This window comes from Nostoc sp. DSM 114161 (assembly GCF_052692665.1).
Window position 1 is genome coordinate 8,175,989 of the sequence record NZ_CP195141.1, and the last position, 23,835, is coordinate 8,199,823.

A 23,835-nucleotide genomic window follows, 5' to 3' on the forward strand; every position below is an offset into this window, starting at 1 on the left:
GAGGTGCAATAAAAAGCGTGTTGGAATTAGTTAAAGAACCTCTCCCTTGGACTCAGACAGAACTAGAGGCAGTATTGCGATCGCAACATAGCCGCTATCATCATCTGCATCCATTTCATGCGAGGATGAACAGCGGTGATTTAACGCCAACAGAAGTCCGACGCTGGGTAGCAAATAGATTTTACTATCAAAAAAGTATTCCCCTGAAAGATGCTGCAATCTTGTCAAACTGCCCCGATTTAGAAGTACGGCGCGAATGGATTCAACGCATCATCGATCATGACGGTCAAGGTGAGGACAAAGGTGGTATTGAGGCATGGTTAAAACTCGGTAAAGCTGTAGGATTGTCTCGTCAGGAACTCTTAGAAGACCAACACGTTCTTCCAGGAGTTCAATATGCTGTGGATGCCTACGTTAACTTTTGTCGCACTCGACCTTGGATTGAGGCGGTGGCTGCATCCCTAACCGAACTATTTGGCCCCGATGCAATTAGAGTCCGTTTAGCTGCATTAGAAGAACATTACCCGTGGATCGATCCTGCGGGATTTGACTACTTCCGGGCGCGTCTTTACCAAGCCCCCAGAGATGCCCAATATGCCCTCAAGCTAGTCCTCAAACACTGTAAAACTCGTGAGTCTCAGGAGAAAGCAGTACAAGCTTTAGTATTCAAGTGCAATTTATTGTGGAGCCAATTAGAAGCGATTGAACGGCGCGATACTAGGCCTCAAGAGGGGTAGGGAGATGGGGAGATGGGGAGATGGGGGACAAGGTAGACAAGGAAGACAAGGTAGTAATTTTTCTCCCTTGTCTTCCCCATCTCCCTTATATCCCCCCAATGCCCCATGCCCAAACATATTAATTACGAATTAAATGAGTACTATAGACAATCATGCTCGACCACGGTTAGTTCGTGGGGTGCGTTTGCGCTGGGATGATGTGAGGAAGCAGCATTGGCTCCTGGTTCCAGAGGGGGCACTACAATTAAATTCCACAGCAGCTGCAATTCTGGCACTTTGTAACGGTGAGCGAACTCTGAGTGCGATCGCAGCAGAGTTAGAGAAACACTACCAGGGCGAAAACCTGCTAGAGGACGTGCGCCAACTGCTCTCTCGAATTAGCAAACGAGGACTATTAATTCTAGAAGGCAATAGGCAATAGGCAACAGGCAACAGGCAACAGGCAACAGCCAGGAGGTAAAAGTCAATTTATGAGGAGATTTTACTCCTTGTATTAATTACGAATTACGTTAGCGTAGCGGGGCGTAGCCCATTAAGAATTACGAATTAGTATGACAAGACCTTTAAGCTTAATTGCAGAATTGACGTATCGCTGCCCACTGCGTTGTCCGTACTGCTCCAATCCGCTTAATTATGGCGATAACCAGTATCGTCAAGAACTTTCTACCGAGGATTGGTTGCGAGTAATTCACCAAGCCTCAAACTTGGGTGTGTTACAGCTTGGCTTGACCGGCGGCGAACCACTGCTACGAAAAGACCTAGAATTACTTGTGGCAGCAGCAGCCAAAGCGGAATTATATACCACTTTGATTACTGCTGCTACGCTATTAACTCCAGAACGAGCTACACAGCTGCGCGATGCCGGACTCGATCACGTACAAATTAGTATCCAAGACAGTCGTGCTGCTGAATCGGATTATATTGCTGGAACTCCCTGTTTTCAGCAAAAATTAGAGGCAGCAAAATTAGTAAAAGATTTAGGTTTTCCGCTAACACTTAATTTTGTCCTGCATCGGCAAAATCTAGACAGAATTGAGGAAATTTTAGAGCTGTGTGAGGTTTTAAAAGCAGACCGAGTTGAATTAGCGAACACTCAGTATTATGGCTGGGCATATCGCAACCGTGATGTTTTACTACCCACCCGCGAACAGCTAAAACGAGCAGATGCCGCAGTGGCAGCAGCTAGAGAGCGTAATATCTGCCCAATGGGTATCTTATACGTACTTCCAGACTATTATGAAGATTATCCCAAAGGATGTATGGGCGGCTGGGGTCATCGAGCTCTAGTTGTCGCTCCTAATGGCGATGTGTTACCTTGTCAAGCCGCCACTTCGATTCCAGAATTAGAATTTGCTAACGTCCGCAACCATTCCCTAGATTGGATTTGGTTTGAATCGCCCGCTTTTAATCGCTTCCGGGGAACAGAATGGATGCCTGAACCTTGCCAAAGTTGCGATCGCCGTGAGGTTGATTTCGGTGGTTGCCGTTGCCAAGCTTTACTTCTGACTCACAATGCTGCTGCCACCGATCCTGTGTGTCATCTGTCACCACACCATCACCTGATTACCACAGTCACAAAACAGGCAAATCAAGAAAACTTGGATTCACCCCCACCTTTGGTTTATCGCTCAATGCCAAAGTCTCAATTCATAGCAGCCAACAAGCAATAGGCTGGAACTGGAGATTGGGCATTGGGTATGGGGGAAAGGGGAAAGGGGAAGGGGGAAAGGAAAGATCTCTCTTTTCCCTTTAACCTTTACCCTTTTCCCTTAGCGAAGCCATCTACCCATGCCCTATTCCCCTCCATCCACAAGAGATTTGACTGCATGTAGTAATTGCTGTTTAGTAAAAGGTTTAGCTAAATAAACGTTCGCACCTTGCCGCATTCCCCAAATTCTATCAATCGGCTGATTTTTAGAACTACAAATAATAATAGGTACTTTTTTAGTTGCTGGATTTCTTTTCAGTTGGCGACAAAATTCAAACCCACTAACTTCTGGCATTACCACATCAGTAATTATGGCATCGGGCTGATGATTAATAGCTTTACTCATACCATCTTTGGCATTGTAAGCTTTAATCACCGTATGTCCATTTTCTCTTAAAAAACTATTGATTAACTCCAACACAGAAGGAGTATCTTCCACAACTAAAACTTTGGCCATATTTATCCCTATTAGTTAGAACCCCGTATATTCATGAATTTAAGTTAAATGCATGAAAACTATTTTCAGTAAATCCGCACGAGTAAACGGTTTTGTTAGATACCCAGATGCCCCAACTAACCTCGCTTTTACTTTGTCTACAATTCCTTTGTTACCAGTGACAAAGATAATGGGAGTCTGTTTAAACATTGAATTGTTACGTATAATTCTACACAACTCATAACCGTCAATTCCTGCCATGTTTAGATCCAACAAAATTAAGTCCGGTTTGTGCCTGATAATTGACAAAACGGCTTTTAACGGATCGTTGATAGTGACTACAGAAAAATTCTCGTTTTCTAAGAAATGGCTAATTTCTTTAAGAATTGTCGGGCTATCATCTACAGAAACAATTTTGTGGACTTTTTGTGCAGTTACAGTAGCGGCGGTTACTCTTTCGGAAGCAGAATTTATGTTATTTGATATTGTTGGTTCTTGAAAGTTAGCTTTTGCAGGAGTGGAAATTTGTGGTACTTGCTCAACAGTGCCGATATTCTCTTGGGCAATATATAGAGAAGTATTGACTTCTTCTTTAGTATCAAATAAATCTGTAGTCAATTTTGGTAAAAGCGATTTTTCTTCAAATATTTTTGGTAATTTATCAAATGGCGGATCTGGCTCATGCAAGATAATTCCCCCTTGAACGATGTAAGGATATAATTGCTGAGCCAGTTTAATTTCATCCTGATTCAAAATTGCAGCCAAATGACAAATGCTAAAACCTTTCATCCAATTAGTTAAATTCGGCTGGAGGTTTGGTAAATCTTTTTGCTCAAATTGCTTGTTAGCCAAGAGATATGGACGTTGATATGGAGAAGAAATTTGCGGCACAAATGACTGCCAACTTTCTAATCTTGCTTGGCAGCGGTCTAAAATTTTTTCTATGTCGAATCGGCAAATTTTCGGCATTCTACTAAAAGGTTCGGTTAATTCATAAGTGCCTTCTTTGATGAGCAAAAATGATTCAATCGTTTCTTTGACTAGTTCTTGAATCAGTACTGCTGCTTGCGTAGAATGTAGATGTTGTTGACTAACAAGCCAGTATATAGCTTGATATTCAGGAGGCTGGCTTCTCAATTGAGTTTCATCTTCCGTTAACTGACTGTGTGCGTCAGGTTCAAACATCAAACGAACTTGAACGCGAACTTCATTAGTAAGTAGTGGAATTTGATGGCCCAAGCGACGCAAATGACGTTCTAGTCGGTCGAAGGGTTCTACTGAATGGGTGGCGTAAGTTATTTTGCCTTGTTCTAAGTAAATCGACCACGAAACTGAGTTACTTAATGCTTGTAAACAAGTAGTGTCGGAGCAATTAGATAACTGTCTTAACAAACTTAAAGGACGTAATTTGGAGAACACACCTGAATTATTCATACTTTTTCTACTTTTTTGCGGAATCAGCAACCTAACATTTGTAAATTACAAATATCAGCGATGAAGTATTTTATTCTTTGTAATATTTCTTTATGCACAAATTATTTATTTCAAATATGTAAATATATTAAAATTTATAAATTTTTAAACATTTAGTTATATTTTATACGTTTTATGGATGTCTGAAAAATAAATAGTTTTCTGGAATTATGTACAGTATGCACGAAATAACTTCTGTTTAATTATGTTTCCAGCTTTTTTTAACTGAGGTAAATACAAATAAACAAATGTAAAGACCAATTGTAAATAAGATATCAGTACATGTTGACCATTTTTAACTTTACTTATTACCGATGGATTTTGACTCCAGACCGCAATCATCTACATCTTTAGTTATGCTAGTTCCTTTAGAAGGTAAATTTGACTCTCAGTTTTCACAATTACACGAGATACACTTGTAAATTAACCGAACTTAATTATGCTTAATTACTTTTATATTAAGGATCGATTATCCTACATAAAATCTTTAAAAACTTATGTAGGAAATTCTACGTATTTATTGTACTGTAGGTTTGATAGATATAAATTTTTGGTAGATACACTACAACAGGTAATGCTGAGTTTTGAGAAACTCTATTTTGCAAAACTAGACGCCGCTGAATCTCTCCTGAAATATGTAGAGAAGTTGGTGAAAATAATTTGTTTGATGAGAATTAGGCCATCTACCACTAGATCCTATATCTGTAGTCGCGTCAGCGACTAGCAAACATTATATTGAAAACAGGGAAATAAAACTTTGGATTTTAACATAACACAAAAAGTTATGCATGACACATTAAGACTTGATGAAGTTGTAGAATTTGCAGAGAACCCAGAACCGCGTTGTCCGTGCGTCCTTTTACTAGATACATCCGGCTCGATGCAAGGAGATCCGATTGAGGCTTTGAATCAGGGTTTACTCAGTTTAAAGGATGAATTAATCAAAAATTCCTTGGCAGCTAGACGAGTGGAAGTGGCGATCGTCACCTTTGACAGTAATATTAATGTAGTACAAGACTTTGTAACCGCCGATCAATTCAATCCCCCGATTTTAACAGCTCAGGGATTGACAACGATGGGTGCGGGAATTCATAAAGCTTTAGATATCATTCAAGAAAGAAAGTCTCAGTATCGTGCCAATGGGATTGCTTACTACCGTCCTTGGGTATTTATGATTACAGACGGAGAGCCGCAAGGTGAGTTAGATCGTGAAGTAGAGCAAGCAGCTCAGCGCTTACAAAGTGATGAAGCGAGTAAGCGAGTAGCATTTTTTACTGTTGGGGTAGAAAATGCGAATATGACGCGCTTAAGTCAAATAGCTGTACGTACTCCGCTGAAACTTAAAGGGCTAAACTTTATCGAGATGTTTGTTTGGCTCTCAGCTAGTATGTCAGCTGTTTCGCATTCTCAGGTGGACGAACAGGTAGCACTACCGCCAATTGGTTGGGGGACTGTTTAATTACAAAGGTGGCAGCTAGCTGTTGGAACAAAATCTTATGAACATATCAAAACAGATTGCTCAATGGCGGATAGTGGCTGCGTCAGTATGCGGTACAAGTCACTTAAGAAACAAGCAATTATGTCAGGATGCTCATCACTGGCAGATATTGTCGGATAACATTTTAGTGGCAGCGGCAGCAGATGGCGCGGGTTCTGCAAGTCTGGGGAAAGTGGGAGCGATGCTTGCTGTGGAGACAGCCATCGAAAACCTTTCTAGTAAAGGACTGACGCGAAGCAGTTTGACTAATGATGCTAATGTGCGATCGCTCTTAAATGATGCCATACTAGCTGCCAAAAAAGCTGTCGAAGATGAGGCGGTTGCTTGTGAGAAACAACTTGCTGACTTAGCAACTACCTTAATTATCATGGTTGCCACACCAGACGTTGTGGCTGTAGCCCAAATAGGTGATGGTTTGGCTGTGGCCAAAGACCGACTGGGCAACCTTTTAGCACTGACTATGCCTGATAGCGGCGAATACATCAACGAAACCACTTTTTTGACTTCGCCCACTGCCTTAGATACAGCACAGATGAGATTATGGCGTACAGACATAGTAAATGTTGGTATAATTACTGACGGGTTACAAATGCTGGCATTAAATATGGTTGTTGGGGAACCTCATAAACCGTTCTTTTTTCCGCTGTTTGAATTTGTAGCCAATGCCGAGGATAAGACAGCAGCAAAAGAGCAGTTAGTAAAATTTTTACGCTCAGAGCGCATCGCCCAACGCACTGATGATGATTTGACACTGATAATAGCTGCATTCAACAACTCATAAGCATTAACTTTAAAAGTTTGAGATTTTAAATACTCCCGTTAGCGGTAATTGACTATGCAGGTACTACGTTGTTCTCCTAAAAAAGAAATCCTCAATTTGAGTATCAGTTTGGGGCGTGGCGGTGAAGCTTGTGTTTATGCAGTGCCATCCGATGGCAATTTGGTGGCCAAGATATACCACAAACCAACCAGCGCCCATACCGAAAAACTCCAAGCCATGCTGGCTAACCCGCCAGAAAACCCCACAGCTAGTTTGGGGCATATTTCCATCGCTTGGCCAGAGGATTTATTGCACGCGGTAGATGGTAGCAACGGCATCCTGGGGTTTTTAATGCCACGCATTCAGGGAATGCGGCCAATCATTGACTTTTATAACCCTAGAACCCGTCGCCAACACTGCCCTTTATTCAACTATCAGTACCTGCTCCGCACGGCTCGTAACTTGGCAGCGGCTTTTGCGGCTTTACACGCTAGCGGATATTGCATTGGTGATGTGAATGAGTCAAACATCCTCGTCAGTGACACGGCACTGGTGACCTTGATAGATACAGACTCCTTCCAAGTACGTAACCCCGACACCGACCTTGTTTACCGTTGTGCAGTCGGGAAACCAGAGTTTACACCACCAGAACTCCAAAATAAAACTTTTGCGGAACACGATCGCGAAATTTCCCACGACTTATTCGGGTTAGCGGTACTGGTATTCCAACTATTAATGGAAGGTACCCACCCATTTTCGGGGATTTTTCAAGGCGCCATCGAGCCACCGCCCTACGAAGCCCGCATCGCAGCCGGTCATTTCACTTACAGCCAAAAGCGACGCGTACCTTACCTACCTACACCCATCGCGCCTCCTTGGGAAATTCTTCATCCCAGCTTACAAGAACTTTTTGTGCGTTGTTTTGAAGAAGGTCACAGCAACCCACAACTGCGTCCCAGCGCCCAAACTTGGCTTAGTGCAATAGCCGAAGCCGAAGATTCCCTGATTACTTGCACTACTAATCCTCAACATCGTTACAACAACCACCTAAATCTTTGTCCTTGGTGCGAACGTAGCGTGCGATTAGGCGGACGCGATCCTTTCCCATCACATCGGGCCATAGAAGCCAGAGAACATCTACAACCGCGAATCAAACCCAAAAAGCGCCACACCCAAACACCGCGTTTGCCACAGCGAGCCATGTCATCGCACCTGGCGAATTATTGGCAACCCATGACGCCAACCGGTTCGCATTATAGACGTTCCAAAAAATCCAAGTTGTATCCCGTTGGTTTTTGCTTGTTGGGTTTAGTTTTATTGGGATCTGCGGACTTAATGATCAAATTTACTGAGCCGTTAGTTTCGCACAATGCTTACACTCAGCAAACATTGAAATCTGGGCAGGCAATTAATAAACTCAGCTTCGCCGACTATTATCAACAAGGTCATACTGCTTACAAACAGCGAGACTATGAAAAAGCAGTTGCAAATTATAGTCAAGCGATTGAGCAAGAACCCAAACATGCTAGAGCGCTCGTAAATCGTGGCAATGCCCGTTATAATCTCAAAGATTATGAAGGAGCAGTTGCAGATTATAGCCAAGCCTTGAAAATCAAGCCCAAGGAAATTAAAGCTTTGGTGAATCGGGGAAATGCTCGGTTTATGCTTGCTGAATATAGCAACGACCCGGATACAGAATATAATCTAGCCCTGACTGATTATAATCGCGCCATCGGACTCGAACCCAACGAAGTTGAAGCTTATATTAGACGTGGTATTGTCCGCGCCCAAATGGCTAAATATAGCGGTGAGTCTCAACAAGTTTACAAAAGAGCGATCGCAGATTTTACTCAAGCAATCAAACTGAATTTATCGAAAGCAGAAGCTTATTTTCAGCGCGGTGTTGTTTACTATCAAATTGCCCAGTATAGCAGCAATTATGAGGAAGAATATAGACAAGCGATCGCTGACTTTAACCAAGCTTTAACCATTAGCCCCAAACTAGCAAAAGCCTTCCTCAAACGAGGTATGGTACGTTATGAGTTAGCCCAATATGGTGGTAGTGAATCCAACCAAAACCAAACAAGAGCGATCGCAGATTTACAGACAGCTGCTAAAATCTTTCTTGAGCAAGATGATATGGATAATTATCAGCAAGCACTCAGTAATATGTGTGTAGTTGTCGAAAACAAATGCGATCCTTTATTCCAAGGCTCAAGTAGTACAGAAAAAATCAACTAAATTCTGAATTTAGAATTCAGAATTCAGAATGGGCTACGCCCCGCTGCGCTAACAGTAGTCAGAATTAAAATCATCTCTGTGCTTAGCTATCAGATTTAGATTGCGTACTTCACGATTATTGAAAGCTGCTGTATTACTTGGATATTATTGGTTTTGATTGAATAAATCAAATCTGAATATGATTCGCTAGTGTTAATTTCATAGCAATTTGTAGGGGCGCACAGCTAACTATGCGCCCCTATAATAATTTAATACCTACGCAAATAAATTCAAAAATTTAAGCAGATTACTATAGTTATGTTGTGTGTAACATTTTTATTTAATTCAATAATTTGTTAAAAAATAATTAAAGAGCTATTTTATACTTGCGTAATCAATTCTGACTTCTGACTTCTGAATTTTGAATTCTGCCCTATAGATATTCTTTATATAGAAAAGATTTTAATTTATATCTCCTTCATAATTTTGTCAAAAAATACAGTTAGATTATTGACTGAGAAAAACAAATCAGAAATCAGTTTTTCTCCATAAAAGTGCATCCTCTTCATGTCAAGAAAGACAAATAATATCCCTACAAATCTCCGAGGTAATTGCATGAAAGCGGTGATTTTGGCCGGAGGGCTTGGTACGCGCCTCAGTGAAGAAACTAGTATCAGACCCAAGCCGATGGTTGAGATTGGTGGTAAGCCAATTCTGTGGCACATAATGAAGACTTACTCTGCCCACGGCATCAATGACTTCATCATTTGTTGTGGTTACAAAGGTTACATAATTAAAGAGTATTTCGCTAACTACTTTTTACACATGTCAGATGTTACTTTTGACATGCGATTTAACCAGATGAATGTGCATTCTGGATATGCTGAACCCTGGCGTGTCACCCTAGTAAATACAGGGGACAATACAATGACAGGTGGACGTTTAAAACGAATCAGCGAACATCTGGGAAATGAAACATTTTGCTTTACTTATGGTGATGGTGTCAGTGATATTAATATCACCGAGCTAGTTAAATTTCATCAACAACAAAACACCTTAGCAACACTTACAGCCGTGCAACCGGCAGGACGTTTTGGTGCCATTTCCTTAGGATACGAGCAAACAAAAATTACCAATTTTCGGGAAAAACCTGAAGGCGATGGTGCTTGGATTAATGGCGGCTATTTCGTATTAGAACCAGAAGTGATAAACTTGATTGCTGATGATTCTACCGTGTGGGAGCAAGAGCCATTAGAAAAGTTAGCTTATATGGAACAACTATCTGCTTTCAAGCACTATGGTTTTTGGCAACCAATGGATACTTTACGCGATAAAAACTACCTAGAGGGGCTATGGAACAGCAATCAAGCTCCTTGGAAAGTATGGTAGGAGGGGAGATGGGGAGCAGGGGAGCAGGGGAGCAGGGGAGCAGAAGAGAGTTTTTGTACAAGTTCTTTCTCCTTTGCCCCTCCGCACCTCTGCCCCCCTGCCCCTCCGCCCCTCCGCTTCTTCTGCCCTACGCCCAAGTAAATTTATAGTGTAACTACAAGTACGATAATACTAATGTATGATTTTGCGATTATAGGTGGGGGAATAGTTGGACTCTCTACAGCGTTGGCTTTAGGAAAACGCTATCCCAATGCAAGTATTTTAATAGTAGAAAAAGAGAGTCAATGGGCATTTCACCAAACCGGCAATAATAGCGGGGTGATTCATTCTGGTATTTACTACAAGCCAGGGAGTTTTAAAGCTAAATTTTGTCGTGATGGTTCTCGCTCAATGGTGGATTTCTGTCAAGAACATGGAATTGACCATGAAGTTTGTGGTAAAGTAATTGTTGCGACAGAAGAACAAGAGCTACCACGCCTAGAAAATCTCTACCAACGGGGCTTGGAAAATGGCATAGAAGTCCAAAGAATTAACCCGGAAGAAGTCAAGGAAATTGAACCTCATGTTAGTTGCGTAGGTGGAATTCGGGTATTTTCAACTGGCATTGTTAACTACAAGCAAGTTTGTTTGAAATATGCCCAACTGATTCAACAGCAGGGGGGACATTTACACCTAAATACAAAAGTACTGAAAATCCTAACAAAGGGTAAAAGTCAGATATTAGAAACAAACAAAGGTAGCTTTGAAACTCGGTTCGTAATAAATTGTAGTGGATTGCATAGCGATCGCACTGCCAGATTAAATCAAGTTGAACCCCAAGCTAAAATTGTTCCATTCCGGGGAGAATACTACGAACTCACCCCAGAAAAACGCTATCTAGTCAAAACTTTAATTTATCCAGTACCCAACCCAGATTTTCCCTTCCTGGGCGTCCACTTTACCCGGATGATTGATGGTAGCGTTCATGCAGGGCCAAACGCAGTTTTATCTCTCAAACGCGAAGGTTACAAAAAAACCGACTTTGATTTGGGCGATTTTCTAGAGGTTATGACTTATCCTGGTTTCTGGAAATTGGCAGCCAAACACGCTGATGAAGGCATCCAAGAAATTATTCGTTCCTTCAGCAAAGCAGCCTTCGTGAAAAGTTTGCAAAAACTAATTCCCGAAGTCCAAGCAGAAGATTTAGTTCCCACCCATGCAGGAGTCCGCGCTCAAGCCTTAATGAACGATGGCAAGCTTGTAGACGACTTTTTGATTGTTTCCGGTCAAAACTCCATCCATGTTTGCAATGCTCCTTCTCCTGCTGCTACTTCTTCTCTAGAAATTGGCAAAGCCATAGTGGCGCAAATTCCCCAACTCTCGCATCTAGATAGTGCGGTAACTGCATAGATAGTATAGTTGTCACTTCCGGCGCTGCTGAATTTGGATGTGAAAGCTCACGCAGAGGCGCAGAGTCGCAGAGGTATTTTAATCGAGATTGCTGAGTCATGAGGTAACAGCAGTCAAATCTCTCTGCGCCTCCGCGTCTCTGCGTGAAAAAATAAACCATCTACATAAACATTCCTCCTCACTTGGTTGCATAACGCACTCTTCAATACAAAGGCATTAACCACAATGAAAATATTAGTAACCGGCACAGAAGGCTATCTGGGTTCATTATTGCCATCTCTGTTAATCGAACGCGGACATGAAGTTATCGGTATAGATACTGGTTACTATAAAGTTGGTTGGCTCTACAACGGTACGGATGTCACAGCCAAAACCCTCAACAAAGATATCCGCAACATCACCCCTGAAGATTTGGAAGGTGTGGAAGCTGTTGTTCACATGGCGGAACTCTCCAACGACCCAGCCGGACAATTGGCACCGAATATTACCTACCAAATCAATCATGTAGGTTCAGTTCGTCTGGCTAGCTTGGCTAAGGCTATGGGCGTGCGTCGTTTTGTATATATGTCTTCGTGCAGTGTCTACGGTGTTGCTACTGAAGGTGATGTTACAGAAGAATCTCCTATTAATCCCCAAACAGCCTACGCAGAGTGCAAAACCCTTGTAGAAAGAGATGTTGCACCATTAGCTGACGATGACTTTTCACCTACCTTTATGCGGAATGCAACTGCTTTTGGTGCTTCTCCCAGGATGCGTTTTGATATTGTTTTAAACAACTTGGCAGGGTTGGCTTGGACTAGCAAACAAATCAAAATGACTAGTGACGGTACACCTTGGCGTCCATTAGTTCACGCATTAGATATTTGCAAAGCAATAGTCTGCGCCTTGGAAGCACCACGGGACATTATACATAATCAAATCTTCAATGTTGGAGATACAGCCAACAACTATCGGGTGAAAGAAATCGCTGAAATTATTGCTGATGTTTTCCCTGACTGTAAATTGTTCTTTGGCAATAACGGCGCAGATAACCGCAGCTATCGGGTATCCTTCGAGAAAATTAACAGTATTTTACCCGGATTTAAGTGTGATTGGAATGCTCGACTTGGTGCCGAACAATTACTTAATTTATTCAGTCAAATTGATATGGCTGAAGATACTTTCTTGTTTAGAGGATTTACCCGTTTAAAACAGCTAGAGTATCTGATTCGTACCGAGCAAATCGATAAAGATTTCTTCTGGAAGAAGTAGAAATTGTTTGTAGTTTGTGCTTTATCAATAAAGTGCAAACTACAAATATTCTTCTTTACGCAGCAATTTATTCACTATTAATAGGGCTTGAAATTATGGCGATCGCAAAATGTCGTTTTAGTGGTCAACCTTTACACAAAAGCTTTGTTGACTTAGGAATGTCACCTTTAGCTAATGCTTATCTCAGACCAGAGCAACTAAATAAAGCAGAAAAATTTTATCCTCTTCACGCTTATATTTCTGAAGACACTCTCTTAGTTCAATTAGAACAATTTGAAACTCCAGATCAAATTTTTAGCGATTATGCTTACTTTTCTTCTTATTCAACAAGTTGGCTAAAACACGCCAAAGCTTACACCGATATGATGGTAGATAAGTTTAAATTTAATCATCATACCCAAGTTATTGAAATCGCTAGTAACGACGGTTACTTACTGCAATATTTTTTAGAAAAAGGCATCCCAGTTTTAGGAATAGAACCAGCAGCGAATATAGCTAAGGTTGCTCAAGATAGAGGTATTGCAACTATTAACAAGTTTTTTGGAGTTGAAACTGCCAAAGAACTGGTTATGGAAGGAAAACTAGCTGACCTGTTAATAGGTAACAATGTTTTAGCTCATGTACCAGATTTAAACGATTTTATCGCCGGTATGAAAGCCATCCTCAAATCAAATGGGATCTTGACGATGGAGTTTCCTCACATTTTACAACTAATTGAGCAAAATCAATTTGATACTATTTATCACGAGCATTTTTCTTATTTCTCATTTCTAACAATCGAAAAAATATTTGCAGCACACAACTTGCGAATTTTTGATGTGGAGGAATTACCAACTCATGGCGGTTCTCTGAGAATTTATGCCAGACACGATGATGCTGATTATCCTAGCATTAGGGAACGAGTTCGGCATTTGAAAGAAAAAGAAATTGCTGCTGGACTACATCAAATAGAAACCTACGTCACATTTGGAGAGAAAGTTAAAGCAACAAAGCACAAGCTATTAAGTTTTCTCTTAGCAGCTAAAGCAGAAGGAAAATCAATTGTCGGTTATGGCGCACCTGCTAAAGGTAATACCTTGCTCAATTACTGTGGTATTGGTAAAGATTTTATTGATTACACAGTAGATAGCAATCCCTACAAACAAGGTTTATTTTTACCTGGAACCCATATCCCTATCTTTCATCCAGATAAAATTCGGGAAACTCAACCAGATTATGTCCTTATTTTACCCTGGAATCTCAAGGAAGAAATTATGGAACAAATGGCATTTATTGGCGAATGGGGCGGCCAATTTGTAGTACCAATTCCTGAAGTAAAAGTTTACCCATGTCCTATTCCTGATAGGGTTCTAATAAGGTTGTAGTTAGTAATATAAGTCATTCGGGAGTCAGAAATCAGAATTCAAAATAAATTAGTGTGGCGAAGTATTGCTAACAGTTATGATCGTTATTTTTTTGAAGAAAAGTTACACTAAAGATTTAATTTACTGTTTGATAATTGACTCCTGAATTACTTTTTCTAAAAAGGCATATTTGCCATAAAAATATTTCCTATCAAACCATCAATAGGCTATTTCCTAATTTCATTACTCTGCTATGCCTAAATTACTGACTATTGCTATTCCTACTTATAATCGCGCTGTATTACTCGATAAACAATTAGCATGGCTAGCTCAAGCTATCAAAGGTTTTGAAGATGACTGTGAAATTTTAGTTTCTGATAATTGTTCGACAGACAATACTCAGGAAGTAATAAAAAAATGGCAAACCACGCTCAGTAAGATCGCATTTAAATCAAATAAAAACTCTACAAATTTAGGCGTAGTTAAAAATATTATGTATTGCCTAAATTCTGCAACAACAAAATACGTTTGGACAATTGGTGATGATGACCCAATTCAGGATAGAGCCATTGCTTATGTAATTAGCAAACTCAGATTACATGAAGATTTATCATTATTGTTCCTGAATTTTTCTGGTCGCAATCAAATTACTGGCGAACCAGTTCATCCACCTACAATTGTTGGTAATCGCTGGTTTGATATAGATAGTGAAAATGGTGATGGTGATGGTAAAGCCATATTTGAGCATTGTTTTTCAAAAAGCGTCGGTGCAGTTATTTTTTTAACAGCTACAATCTATCGTACTGATTTAGTAAAACGCGCTTTACAAATCTGGCCAGACGCTGAAACCAACTGGATATCTTTAGCTTATTTAGGCGGTTATTGTGCTGCAAATGGTAGCGTAATTGTCACTAAGGAAACTTATTTAGAATGCGTTGTTGGCGTGAGTTATTGGCAGAAAGAACCAAAATCTGCACTGTTAATGCAATACAAACACATACCAGAAGTGATTTTGAAATTGCAAGAAAATGGATATTCTAAGCAGTTTTGTAGACGAATGGTTTTGCAAAACGGTAAAGAAGTCAACTGGAAAGTTTTCTTAGGTGCTTTGAGAAGATGGCCGATGTCTGCTATCAAAACAGTAGTTCCATTTTTAGCTTTAGTCAGCTTGTGTGCTTTTGATGTGATGGTTTCTAAAGAATTAAAGTTAGCAGAATCGAGCGAAATATCTGGCCGAGAAATGCGGAGTTATGAGCCATAAGCTACTGAGATTTAGAATCAAAAATTTGAAGGAAATTAGATTATGTTGAGCGCAATTAAACGCAAAATATTTTCATTGTCTTCTGACTTTGAATATTACCTAGCCCGTTGGAAGCATAGCAGAAAATTGCCAGAATTAGGAGTAGGCGATCGCCAAATCCTAAATACTCTCAAAAAAGACGGTGTTTATGTCACAACGCTTGCAGATTTAGGGTTAGATTCTAGCTCAGAACTCCTCAAGGCTGCTTACGAGCAATTGTCTCAGATGGAAGATCCAAATAACAGCCATCTAGATGAAAAGTTGCCACAAATTTACACAGTGACAGGTGTACCAGAAATTTCTAACTGGGGAAAAGAGAAAAGGTTGCTCGATATCATTGAAAATTATATTGGTCTTCCTGTCGCTTTTCACGGCGTACATTTACGCAAAGATTTTCCTAGTAAACATCAATTTGGGACGCTGCTATGGCATAGCGATGCTGAAGACCGCCGCATTATCAAAATCTTCATTTACTTGAATGATGTAGAACAAAAAACCGGGCCATTTGAATATATTCCCCGTTCTTTAGCTCCTGTATTCAGTTGGAAATATATTCAGCTTTACTACAAACTTTTCAAGTCAAATTATATGGGGATTGACGATAAAGATGTTAAGCCAATCATCCCTAAATCAGCTTGGAAATCTTGCCCAGGGCCAGCAGGTACAGTGATTATTGTAGATACGAAAAATGCTTTGCATCACGGCACAGTCCGTACAGAAGAACGGTCTACATTATTCTTTTGTTATACGGCGAACCCTCCGGAAAGACCAGACCTTTGTACTCAATATTGGGATGATACTTATCACAGAGTAGAGTTAGGTTCTGTTTTAGAGGAAGTTAAAGCTTAGGTTTCACGCAGAGACGCGGAGGCGCGGAGAGAAGAGTGAGTAAGTCGATATTTATCTTAGGGGAACTAATATGATTTTTACTGAAACTGAACTCAAAGACGCATTCATTATTGACTTAGAAGAAAAGCCAGACCATCGTGGTTTTTTTGCTCGGACTTTCTGCGCTCAGGAATTTGCTGCACGGGGTTTGAAGCCGACAGTTGCTCAATGTAATCTGTCTTTTAATTACAAAAAAGGCACAGTTCGAGGAATGCATTATCAAATTTTGCCCGCAGCAGAAACAAAATTAATTCGCTGTACTAAAGGCGCTATCTATGACGTAATTATTGATATGCGTCCCGAATCTCCTACCTTTTTATCACACATTGGTGTAGAACTAACTCCAGAAAATCGCCGCGCTTTGTACGTTCCAGAAATGTTTGCTCATGGTTATCAAGCCCTGACAGATGAAACCGAAGTTGTATATCAAGTAGGTGAATTTTACACACCTGGATATGAGCGCGGTCTACGCTACGACGACCCATTCTTTAACATTGATTGGCCTCTAGATGTAACAGAAATCTCCGAAAAAGATCTAAATTGGCCGCTATTAAGAATGATGACCGTAGGCGCCACAATTTCCAAATAATCTCACCTACTCCTCTCCGTGCCTCCGCGCCTCTGCGTGAAAAAAATAATTCAGGTAGAAATAAATGCCAAATATTCTATCTCCTATTACCAACCCCTTCTCTCTAATCTCCAAAAAAATCCAAGCCCGCATCAATTACGCCAAAACCTTACAAGTTGTTTCCCTCAAACCCAAACAACCTTCTAAAGGAAATGTACTCCTTTCTTATCGAATTGAACCCTTCTTATTAAAACCAGGTCAGCCAATGCCTAACGACCATACTTGGTATTGGGAAGTTTGGCAAATAGCGCAAACTTTTTTAGACATGCGCTACAACGTTGATGTCATCCAGTTTCATAATGATAAATTCGTTCCCCAAAAAGATTACGCATTTTTCATTGATATTCGTCATCGAATGGAGGCACTTGCACCAAAACTAAATAAAGATTGCATCAAAATTTTTCACGTTGATATTGCGAATATGGTATTTCGCAATGCAGCCGAATGCAACAGACTTCTAGACCTCCAACAGCGCAGAGGAATTACCTTAACTCCACAGCGATTTGAAATGCCAAATTTGGGAATCGAATATGCCGATTGTGCTACCGTTTTGGGCAACGATTTTACAACTGGTACATTCAAATATGCCAACAAACCAATGTATCGTATTCCCATTTCTTCGCCTGTTGTTTATCCCTATCCCGAACAGAAAGATTTTGAAGGTGTAAGAAAAAATTTTCTCTGGTTTGGTGGTAGTGCTTTAGTTCTCAAAGGACTAGATTTAGTTTTAGAAGCCTTTGCCCAAATGCCAGAATACCATTTAACGGTTTGTGGCCCGATCGCTAATGACAAACAATTTGAGAAGGCTTTCTATAAAGAACTCTACGAAACACCAAACATTCATACCTATGGCTGGATTGATGTTAGTAGCCCTGAGTTTATAGAAGTAACAAATAATTGTCTCGGGCTTGTTTATCCTTCTGTTTCTGAGGGACAGTCAGGAGCAGTCATCAGTTGCTTGCACGCTGGATTAATTCCGATTTTAAGCTACGAATCTGGTGTGGATGTCCACGATTTTGGTGTGATTTTCGATAACCTTTCTCTGGAAGAAATTAAAGCAAAAGTTAGAAGTATTTCCAATTTGCCTGTAGAAGACCTGAAAGTTATGTCTCAAAAAGCATGGGAATATGCAAGAACAAATCATACCAGAGAAAAGTTTGCTTATGCATATCGGGATGCTGTGGAGCAAATGCTCGATCGCCAAAAATCTCAAAAACAAAGTTATTTCATAGATTCTAGTAAACAATTAGTTAGTACTAATACTAATTACATCTGAAAATGTACTTAATAGAAAAACGTAACAAATTATTAAGTACAAAATTATTTGGAATTTGTAACACAACAAACAGTTCTAAAAAGGAGTTTAGTTCATGATTATTATCGATCGCGCCTTAAAAGCTAGAGCAGCAGCAGGCAATCCTATAAAAGTCGGGATGATTGGTGCTGGTTTTATGGGTCGAGGAATTGCCAATCAAATTGTCAATTCAGTCCCAGGAATGGAGTTAGTTGCTATCTTTAACCGCCATATTGATGCAGCTAAACAAGCTTATTCAGAAGCAGGAATTGAAGATATTCAAGTTGTTGCAACTGTCGGCGAATTAGAAGATGCGATCGCCAACGGGAAATATGCAGTCACAGAAGACGCTAAGTTACTGTGTCGCGCTGAGAGTATCGATGCACTCATCGAAGTTACCGGTGCAATTGAATTTGGCGCTCAAATCGTCATGGAAGCGATCGCTCATCGCAAACATGTCATCATGATGAATGCCGAACTCGACGGCACTATTGGCCCCATTCTAAAAGTGTATGCCGACAAAGCAGGCGTCATCCTCAGTGCTTGTGATGGCGATCAGCCAGGGGTGCAAATGAACCTCTACCGATTTGTCAAAAGCATTGGTTTAACTCCACTTTTGTGCGGTAACATCAAAGGACTCCAAGACCCCTATCGCAACCCCACCACCCAGGAAGGATTTGCAAAACGTTGGGGCCAAAAGCCTCACATGGTAGCTAGCTTTGCCGACGGTACCAAAATTTCCTTCGAGCAAGCGATCGTTGCCAACGCCACAGGTATGAAAGTCGCCAAACGCGGAATGCTCGGATATGACTTCACCGGCTACGTCGATGAAATGACCCAACTATATGATGTCGAACAACTCAAAGAACTGGGCGGTATCGTCGATTATGTAGTTGGAGCCAAACCCGGCCCTGGTGTATACGTATTTGCCACTCACGACGACCCCAAACAACGCCACTATCTGAACTTATACAAATTAGGCGAAGGCCCTCTTTACAGCTTCTATACTCCTTATCACCTCTGTCATTTTGAAGTTCCCCTATCCGTAGCGCGTGTAGTTTTGTTCGGTGATGCCGTCATGTCTCCCCTAGCAGGCCCCTTAGTAGATGTTGTCACCACCGCCAAAATCGACCTGAAAGCCGGAGAAACCCTCGATGGCATCGGCTACTACATGACCTACGGACAATGCGAAAATTCCGATATCGTCCAACAGCAAAATCTCCTACCAATCGGTTTAGCCGAAGGATGTCGTCTCAAACGAGACATTTCCAGAGATGAAGTCCTCACATACGACGATGTAGAGTTACCCGCAGGTAGACTTTGCGATCGCCTACGAGCCGAGCAAAACAGCTATTTCGCCCCAGAAAAAATCTTGGCGGCAGTTGGGTATTAGGGTTTCAGATTTATAGACGTGGGGATGAGGGAGATAGGGAGATAAGGAGATGGGGAGATAGGGAGATGGGGAAAATAATCAATGCCCCATGCCCCATGCCCCATGCCCAATGCCCCATTCCCCATTCCCTATTTTTTTAGGTAAAATTCATGAAAATTGCTCTAGTCCACGATTATTTAACTCAGCGGGGTGGGGCAGAGCGTGTATTTGAACTGCTTTGTAAGCGTTATCCGGAAGCAGACATTTTCACATCTCTGTACGATCCGCAAAAAACTATCGACCTTGGCGATCGCATAGTTAACACAACATTCTTACAAAAGATTCCCTGTGCAGCAAAGTATTTTCGGTCAATGGCACCTTTATACTTTCCTGCTTTTCGTGCCTTAGATTTGCAAGACTACGATTTGATTATTAGTAGTAGCACTAGCTTCGCTAAAGCAGTGCGAAAAAATCCTAATGCTCGGCACATTTGTTTTTGTCATAACGTGACTCGTTTCTTATGGGATACGGCAACTTATTTAAAGGAGTATGGAGACTATAAATATTTTGCTCCTTTAATCGAGCAAGTGTTCCAAGTCATGAGAAAGGTAGACTTGAAATATTCACAAGAACCTGATATTTATATTGCTAATTCTAGTGTTGTTGCCCGCCGAATTGAAAATATTTACGGCAAAAAGGCAATGATGGTTAACTACCCAATTGATACTAGTAAATTTGTTTTTTCTGAGATTAAAGATGAATATTATCTGGCCTCTGCTCGAATGATTAGTTATAAGCGTCTTGATGTCATAGTCGAAGCTTTTAATTGGTTAGGCTGGCGGTTGTTAATATCAGGTGATGGCCCAGAACTAGAACGGTTAAAATCCAAAGCATTACAAAATATTCAGTTTTTAGGGCACGTAAGCGATAAAACCCGCAAAGACTTATTTTCTAAAGCAAAATCTATTATTGTGGCAGCTTTAGAAGACTACGGATTAGTTCCAGTAGAGGCTAATGCCAGCGGCACACCAGTTATTGCTTATGGAGCAGGTGGAGTATTAGATACTCAAATACCTGGTGAAACCGGAGTCTTTTTCAAAAGACAAACACCCGATTCTTTGCAAATAGCATTACAAGAAGCCAAGGGAATTCCTTGGAATTACGATCGCATTCGTAATCATGCAGTCACAAACTTTTCTGAAAACGCATTTTTCGGTAAAGTTGAGCAAATTATTCACCAAGCTTGCAGCGTGCAATAATCAAGAATTCAGGAGTCAGAATTCAGCATCAATTCTAAAAATCTGCAAAATAATGAATTTGACTCAATCCAATCTATTTAAGGCTAAACCAAACCTACGATTTAGTGATTACATTCTGAATTCTGGATTCTGAATTCTTTTTATCTCTTAGCGTAAATTCTGGGAAGGATAATAAAAGTGGTTCAAACTAGTCTAAACTCTCATATAACTACAGTTTCGGAAACTGAACCAAGCTATGGACAAATGTTTACTGTCTTACTGCGGAGATTTCCTTGGTTTTTAATAGTATTGTTTGGTTCAGTTACTATTGCAGGAATAGTAACTTTAAAGACCAAACCAACTTTTAGAAGCTCCATGCAGCTGCTAGTAGAACCGAACTATCAAGGTAAGAAAGAAGGAGGAGGAGTAGAAAATGAGTTTACAGACTCGAATGTGGTGATAGACACTGCAACCCAGCTTAACTTGATGCAAAGTTCGGGCTTGATTCAAAAAGCAGTTGATAAACTTGAGTCTGAATATCCAGATATCACTACAGGTGAGATTAAAGGTTCTTTGGCTTTAACTCAATTAAGAAGCAAAGAAGATAACGTTGCAACTAAGATTTTTCAAGTTGAATACACCGATAAAGATCCCCAAAAAACCCAAAAAGTTTTAAGTGCGATTCGGCAGGTTTATGTTGAATACAACAAACAACAACAGGATTCGCGTTTGCAAAAGGGTTTGCAAATTATTAGGGAACAGTTAGCTAAAGCTAGTGAAGAAGTGAAAGCGGCTGAGACAAACCTCCAAAGATTTCGCAGAAACCAAAATTTAATCGACCCAGAATCACAGGCTAAAGCAATTGAAACAGCTTTAAATAATATCGCTCAAGAACGTCAAACAACTCGCGCTCAATATGGCGAAGCTTTAGCACGTCAAAAATCTTTAGAAGAACAACTTAACCGTTCTCCACAGAATGCTTTAGTAGCTTCTCGTCTGAGTCAGTCTACTCGCTATCAAGGCTTACTCAACGAAATCCAAAAAACAGAACTAGCTTTAGCACAAGAACGTTTACGCTTTACAGATGCAACTCCCAGCGTCCAAAAACTTAAAGAACAGCTTCAAAGTCAAAAGGAATTATTGCAACAAGAAGTAGGAAGAACTTTAGGCGGAAAGTCTGCTAGTGCATTCATTTCTGGAGACTCTTTGCTAGAAAAAGGACAACTGGGCGAAATCGATCTTAACCTCGCTAGTCAGTTAGTAGAAACCCAAACAAATTTAGTTGCTTTAAGCGCCCGCGACCAAACTTTAGCTAAAAAAGAAAACGAACTGCGTTTTGAAATCAAACGCTTTCCCCCTTTGTTAGCTTATTACAATCGAATGCTACCGCAGCTACAATTTAGCCGTGAAAGATTAGAGCAGCTTTTAAGGGCAGAACAACAATTAAGGCAAGAACTTGCTAAGGGTGGATTTAATTGGGAAGTTGTAGAAGAACCCCAACAAGGCGCACAATTAGGCCCCAATCTCCAGCAGAATTTAATGTTAGGTGCAGTAGTTGGGTTAATGTTAGGAGGAATTGCTGTCTTTATTCGGGAATCTATTGATGATTCCGTTCATACTACTGCTGAGTTAGAGAAGCAAATACCTCTACCATTGTTAGGAACAACTCCCAAATTACCGCCAGCTAAACCTAGAGAATCAATGATTAAGTTGCCTTTTGGCAAGCCAGAAGTTCTCGCACCTTGGACAATTCAAGTATTGCAATCTCCACCGCGTTGGGAATCGCTGGATCTGATTTACAAAAACATTGAACTTTTAAATGCTGTTTCCAATTTGAAATCTTTGATGGTCACCTCGGCTTTGCCGGATGAGGGGAAATCAGCTTTAGCGTTGGGTTTAGCCATGAGTGCTGCACGTTTACATAAAAGGGTATTGCTCATTGATGCCAATTTACGCGATCCTAGTCTGCACGAACAGCTGAATCTTCCCAACGAACAAGGGCTTTCAACTCTGTTGGCTAGCGATGCAACTTTACCCAACCAAATTAGTATTCAGTACACAGGTTCAGCCTACATCGATATTTTGACCGCCGGGCCAAAACCTGCTGACCCCGCTAATCTCTTGAGTTCCCCTCGGATGATGCAATTGATGGCAGCATTTGAGGAAAACTACGATTTAGTACTCATAGATGCTTCGCCAGTTCTCGGCATGGTGGATGCCATGCTCACCGCATCATCTTCTCGTAGTGTAGTCATGGTGGCAAGCATTGGTATTGTCACCCGAAGCCAACTGACTCAAGCTACAGCCATGTTGAGCAAGTTAAATTTGATTGGGGTTGTGGCAAATGGGGTATCAAATAGTAGTAGTTATGTACCTTATGTCAAACAACAGCAATTAGCTCTGCGCCAAGCTGTGGAAAAATAGATTGGGCATTGGTCGGTATGAACCCAGATGTAGAGACGTTGCATTGCAACGTCTCTACAAGGATTTTGATATCATACACAATCGTTATTTTTACAATTGAATTTCAGCAACACAGCGTAGGGTAGCACAGCTTTGCTACCCTAAAAATGTATCAAAAGCTATTAAAATTTAGATTTATTACTATCAGGAAAAATTCGGTAGATTTATGCTATCTTTATCAGTTTTAAGAAAAATCACTGAGTAATTAAAGTCTAAATAAAGAATTGATTTGAGCGATCGCTATTTTTACAGAGTCTTATATTCTAGAGATTAAAGCACTTCCTAAAAGATAAAACACAAGAGTGAACTAGTTTTGTTAAATTTATCGACATCAGCAACACCCGAACCTAATTAAACATAGATATAGATTCAACAGGTAATTTTTCTCTACATATCTCTAGCATCACTACTTACTTAAATCGCGATTACCTAAGAATCTCAATCACAA

The 23,835-nt window shown here is 40.6% G+C and carries 19 protein-coding genes; 17 read left to right on the top strand and 2 right to left on the bottom strand.

The features are described 5' to 3' along the window. Window positions 1-17: 17 nt before the first annotated feature. The 3 genes from pqqC (at window position 18) to pqqE (ending at window position 2,407) form a co-directional block, all read left to right on the top strand. A complete protein-coding gene (pqqC, locus tag NSTC745_RS34235; protein WP_445635001.1) occupies window positions 18-737 on the top strand; it encodes a pyrroloquinoline-quinone synthase PqqC in 720 nt (239 codons plus the stop codon). A gap of 133 nt (window positions 738-870) precedes the next feature. Next, on the top strand, window positions 871-1,158 hold the full coding sequence (gene pqqD, locus NSTC745_RS34240) for a pyrroloquinoline quinone biosynthesis peptide chaperone PqqD (protein WP_445635002.1): 288 nt from the start codon (window positions 871-873) through the stop codon (window positions 1,156-1,158). Between the two features lie 130 nt (window positions 1,159-1,288). Then, the gene (gene pqqE, locus NSTC745_RS34245) at window positions 1,289-2,407 is read left to right on the top strand and encodes a pyrroloquinoline quinone biosynthesis protein PqqE (RefSeq protein ID WP_445635003.1); all 1,119 of its coding nucleotides are present in this window, start codon (window positions 1,289-1,291) and stop codon (window positions 2,405-2,407) included. A gap of 123 nt (window positions 2,408-2,530) precedes the next feature. On the opposite strand, the gene NSTC745_RS34250 is transcribed toward pqqE, so the two are convergent. Next, the gene (locus NSTC745_RS34250) at window positions 2,531-2,902 is read right to left on the bottom strand and encodes a response regulator transcription factor (protein WP_445635004.1); all 372 of its coding nucleotides are present in this window, start codon (window positions 2,900-2,902) and stop codon (window positions 2,531-2,533) included. Window positions 2,903-2,941: 39 nt separating this feature from the next. Further along, the gene (locus NSTC745_RS34255; protein WP_445635005.1) at window positions 2,942-4,315 is read right to left on the bottom strand and encodes a response regulator; all 1,374 of its coding nucleotides are present in this window, start codon (window positions 4,313-4,315) and stop codon (window positions 2,942-2,944) included. 823 nt (window positions 4,316-5,138) lie between these two features. Between NSTC745_RS34255 and NSTC745_RS34260 the strand changes: the two genes are divergently transcribed. The 14 genes from NSTC745_RS34260 (at window position 5,139) to NSTC745_RS34325 (ending at window position 23,348) form a co-directional block, all read left to right on the top strand. Next, window positions 5,139-5,813: a vWA domain-containing protein gene (locus tag NSTC745_RS34260; RefSeq protein WP_445635006.1), complete on the top strand. Its 675-nt coding sequence runs from the start codon at window positions 5,139-5,141 to the stop codon at window positions 5,811-5,813. 37 nt (window positions 5,814-5,850) lie between these two features. Further along, complete coding sequence (locus tag NSTC745_RS34265; RefSeq protein WP_445635007.1) at window positions 5,851-6,633, top strand: PP2C family serine/threonine-protein phosphatase; 783 nt, start codon at window positions 5,851-5,853, stop codon at window positions 6,631-6,633. A gap of 54 nt (window positions 6,634-6,687) precedes the next feature. After that, window positions 6,688-8,853 carry a tetratricopeptide repeat protein gene (locus NSTC745_RS34270; protein ID WP_445635008.1) on the top strand — a complete coding sequence of 722 codons (2,166 nt, stop codon included), beginning with the start codon at window positions 6,688-6,690 and terminating at the stop codon, window positions 8,851-8,853. Between the two features lie 594 nt (window positions 8,854-9,447). Then, a complete protein-coding gene (rfbF, locus tag NSTC745_RS34275) occupies window positions 9,448-10,221 on the top strand; it encodes a glucose-1-phosphate cytidylyltransferase (protein ID WP_445635009.1) in 774 nt (257 codons plus the stop codon). Between the two features lie 174 nt (window positions 10,222-10,395). After that, complete coding sequence (gene lhgO, locus NSTC745_RS34280; RefSeq protein WP_445635010.1) at window positions 10,396-11,610, top strand: L-2-hydroxyglutarate oxidase; 1,215 nt, start codon at window positions 10,396-10,398, stop codon at window positions 11,608-11,610. A 225-nt stretch (window positions 11,611-11,835) separates the two neighbouring features. Further along, window positions 11,836-12,861, top strand: a complete 1,026-nt coding sequence (locus NSTC745_RS34285; protein WP_445635011.1) for an NAD-dependent epimerase/dehydratase family protein — start codon at window positions 11,836-11,838, stop codon at window positions 12,859-12,861. 95 nt (window positions 12,862-12,956) lie between these two features. Next, entirely contained in the window at window positions 12,957-14,225 is a 1,269-nt protein-coding gene (locus tag NSTC745_RS34290) for a methyltransferase domain-containing protein (RefSeq protein ID WP_445635012.1), read from the top strand. A 232-nt stretch (window positions 14,226-14,457) separates the two neighbouring features. Next, window positions 14,458-15,465, top strand: coding sequence for a glycosyltransferase family 2 protein (locus NSTC745_RS34295; RefSeq protein ID WP_445635013.1), 1,008 nt, complete (start codon window positions 14,458-14,460; stop codon window positions 15,463-15,465). A gap of 42 nt (window positions 15,466-15,507) precedes the next feature. After that, entirely contained in the window at window positions 15,508-16,353 is an 846-nt protein-coding gene (locus tag NSTC745_RS34300) for a phytanoyl-CoA dioxygenase (protein ID WP_445635014.1), read from the top strand. A 70-nt stretch (window positions 16,354-16,423) separates the two neighbouring features. After that, window positions 16,424-16,981, top strand: coding sequence for a dTDP-4-dehydrorhamnose 3,5-epimerase (rfbC, locus tag NSTC745_RS34305; protein ID WP_445635015.1), 558 nt, complete (start codon window positions 16,424-16,426; stop codon window positions 16,979-16,981). Window positions 16,982-17,045: 64 nt separating this feature from the next. Further along, the gene (locus NSTC745_RS34310) at window positions 17,046-18,296 is read left to right on the top strand and encodes a glycosyltransferase (protein WP_445635016.1); all 1,251 of its coding nucleotides are present in this window, start codon (window positions 17,046-17,048) and stop codon (window positions 18,294-18,296) included. Window positions 18,297-18,390: 94 nt separating this feature from the next. Further along, window positions 18,391-19,707 (top strand): NAD(P)H-dependent oxidoreductase, encoded by a 1,317-nt coding sequence (locus NSTC745_RS34315; protein ID WP_445635017.1) that lies wholly within the window; start codon window positions 18,391-18,393, stop codon window positions 19,705-19,707. Window positions 19,708-19,856: 149 nt separating this feature from the next. Then, the gene (locus NSTC745_RS34320) at window positions 19,857-20,945 is read left to right on the top strand and encodes a glycosyltransferase (protein WP_445635018.1); all 1,089 of its coding nucleotides are present in this window, start codon (window positions 19,857-19,859) and stop codon (window positions 20,943-20,945) included. Between the two features lie 177 nt (window positions 20,946-21,122). Next, complete coding sequence (locus NSTC745_RS34325; protein ID WP_445635019.1) at window positions 21,123-23,348, top strand: GumC family protein; 2,226 nt, start codon at window positions 21,123-21,125, stop codon at window positions 23,346-23,348. Window positions 23,349-23,835: the final 487 nt, after the last annotated feature.

What these genes read in the sequence shown, in the direction of transcription:
- pqqD (WP_445635002.1), top strand. Translation starts at nt 871, where the DNA reads ATGAGTACTATAGACAATCATGCTCGACCACGGTTAGTTCGTGGGGTG.
- pqqE (WP_445635003.1), top strand. Translation starts at nt 1,289, where the DNA reads ATGACAAGACCTTTAAGCTTAATTGCAGAATTGACGTATCGCTGCCCA.
- NSTC745_RS34250 (WP_445635004.1), bottom strand. Translation starts at nt 2,902, where the DNA reads ATGGCCAAAGTTTTAGTTGTGGAAGATACTCCTTCTGTGTTGGAGTTA.
- NSTC745_RS34255 (WP_445635005.1), bottom strand. Translation starts at nt 4,315, where the DNA reads ATGAATAATTCAGGTGTGTTCTCCAAATTACGTCCTTTAAGTTTGTTA.
- NSTC745_RS34260 (WP_445635006.1), top strand. Translation starts at nt 5,139, where the DNA reads ATGCATGACACATTAAGACTTGATGAAGTTGTAGAATTTGCAGAGAAC.
- NSTC745_RS34265 (WP_445635007.1), top strand. Translation starts at nt 5,851, where the DNA reads ATGAACATATCAAAACAGATTGCTCAATGGCGGATAGTGGCTGCGTCA.
- NSTC745_RS34270 (WP_445635008.1), top strand. Translation starts at nt 6,688, where the DNA reads ATGCAGGTACTACGTTGTTCTCCTAAAAAAGAAATCCTCAATTTGAGT.
- rfbF (WP_445635009.1), top strand. Translation starts at nt 9,448, where the DNA reads ATGAAAGCGGTGATTTTGGCCGGAGGGCTTGGTACGCGCCTCAGTGAA.
- lhgO (WP_445635010.1), top strand. Translation starts at nt 10,396, where the DNA reads ATGTATGATTTTGCGATTATAGGTGGGGGAATAGTTGGACTCTCTACA.
- NSTC745_RS34285 (WP_445635011.1), top strand. Translation starts at nt 11,836, where the DNA reads ATGAAAATATTAGTAACCGGCACAGAAGGCTATCTGGGTTCATTATTG.
- NSTC745_RS34290 (WP_445635012.1), top strand. Translation starts at nt 12,957, where the DNA reads ATGGCGATCGCAAAATGTCGTTTTAGTGGTCAACCTTTACACAAAAGC.
- NSTC745_RS34295 (WP_445635013.1), top strand. Translation starts at nt 14,458, where the DNA reads ATGCCTAAATTACTGACTATTGCTATTCCTACTTATAATCGCGCTGTA.
- NSTC745_RS34300 (WP_445635014.1), top strand. Translation starts at nt 15,508, where the DNA reads ATGTTGAGCGCAATTAAACGCAAAATATTTTCATTGTCTTCTGACTTT.
- rfbC (WP_445635015.1), top strand. Translation starts at nt 16,424, where the DNA reads ATGATTTTTACTGAAACTGAACTCAAAGACGCATTCATTATTGACTTA.
- NSTC745_RS34310 (WP_445635016.1), top strand. Translation starts at nt 17,046, where the DNA reads ATGCCAAATATTCTATCTCCTATTACCAACCCCTTCTCTCTAATCTCC.
- NSTC745_RS34315 (WP_445635017.1), top strand. Translation starts at nt 18,391, where the DNA reads ATGATTATTATCGATCGCGCCTTAAAAGCTAGAGCAGCAGCAGGCAAT.
- NSTC745_RS34320 (WP_445635018.1), top strand. Translation starts at nt 19,857, where the DNA reads ATGAAAATTGCTCTAGTCCACGATTATTTAACTCAGCGGGGTGGGGCA.